The organism is Marinobacter sp. (genome assembly GCF_041686475.1).
Lineage (GTDB): Bacteria > Pseudomonadota > Gammaproteobacteria > Pseudomonadales > Oleiphilaceae > Marinobacter.
This window is the reverse complement of record NZ_JAWLDU010000096.1, coordinates 1-1,574: the sequence shown is the minus strand read 5'-3', so window position 1 is coordinate 1,574 and position 1,574 is coordinate 1. Positions and strand designations below refer to the sequence as shown.

Here is a 1,574-nt window from a genome sequence, read left to right as displayed (position 1 = left end):
GCAACGGCGAAGACTGCACAATCGACATCACTCGCTGTCTGCATGTCTCCCAACATCCGGTGCCAGCGGATCAGGAGCGCCTGCTTGTCACCACGCCAGGCTTCCAGCATTTGCTCCGGCGACGCCTTGCCGCCCTCTCCCTCGGGTGCCTTGGAAAGCACGCTGGCGGTGAGATTCCGTAGTTGGTGGTCCAGCTCGTCCCGATAGTGGAGCGTTGCCAGTACCTGCCAGTGGCCGCGGGCCCTGTAACCGAGCATCTGCCGGTCCAGCCAGGTCAGGTTGAGACCTTCCCCGAGGCTGAAATATACCCTGGCTACCGACGTCAGATCCTGTCCCTGCTGGCGGCCGATCTCAACGATGTCCATCAACCAGTAGCGGCTTTCTGCCGACGCCGCGTAAGCTGCCAGCTCCTCAGGAACTGTCTGCTTACAATACCTATCATAGCGTTCCTGCCAACGACTTGCAGGAATCACCGCTTCCAGGCTCTCGGTGGAAGCCAGCACCTCTGCCAGCGGTACCTGGTAGTGCCCGACACAGGACTGCGGATCAAGATCGCTGCGGCAGTTATGCAACAGCCAACTGGTGCTGCGGGTAGCCAGGCCAATGACGTCGCTGAACAGTTCTGCCTGCACTTCGGAGCCAATCTTTCCATCCAGCCCTTCTATGGCTTTCCACTGGGTCTCTACGTCATGGATCTCGAGGGAGATCAGGTAAGCTGCAGCAATGCGGCCGTAGCCTGCGCCAGTGGCGTTCCGGAGTTTATCCGCCCAGCTTATACCCATGCGATTCACCATATCGTTAGCGATCTGGGTGGCCGAGATTTCCGCGCGTAGCGGATGGGAATCAATCGCCTCGGGAAAGTGCTCGAGCAATGATGACGGGAAAGCCGAATAAAGCGCCCGGACAAAGCGATGGTCGTGGACAATAGACGTGGTGAGCAACGCCTGTTTGAGTTCGATCTTGGCGTAGGAAATCAACACTGAAAGCTCCGGGCGCGTAAGGCCGGATGAACGCTCTCTGCGCTCCCTGAGTTCGTCATCATCAGGCAAAAATTCCAGAGCCCGATCCAGCCTGCCTTCTGCTTCGAGGCGCCGCATCAGGCGCTCGTATTCGTCAGTGGTGGCAACGGAACCGCTTTGGGCAAGGCTAAGCGCCATGGCCTGACGATAATTGTTGCGCAACACCAGCTCTGCCACCTCGGCCGTCATCGCCCTGAGCATCTGGTTGCGCTGGTCCAGCGTCATCAGCCCGCGCCCCACCTGCTCATTGAGGAGGATCTTTATGTTTACCTCGTGGTCCGAGCAATCCACCCCGCCGGCATTATCGATAAAGTCAGTGTTGGCCGCCCCGCCGGCGCGGGCGAATTCTATGCGGCCAAGCTGGGTGAAGCCCAGATTACCGCCTTCTCCAAGCACCCGGCAGTGTAACTGGTGGCTATCCACTCTCAGAGCGTCATTGGTTTTGTCACCCACGTCTTCGTGGGACTCCCTTACCGCTTTCATATAAGTGCCAATGCCGCCATTCCACAGCATATCCACGGGCGCCATCAACAGTGCTCTGATCAGCTCATTGGG

At 58.7% G+C, this 1,574-nt stretch carries 1 protein-coding gene; it reads right to left on the bottom strand.

Annotated elements, in window-relative coordinates; all coding sequences use genetic code 11:
- The coding region (locus ACESMB_RS14215; protein ID WP_372971898.1) for an NAD-glutamate dehydrogenase domain-containing protein at positions 1–1,574 on the bottom strand (1,574 nt) is incomplete at both ends.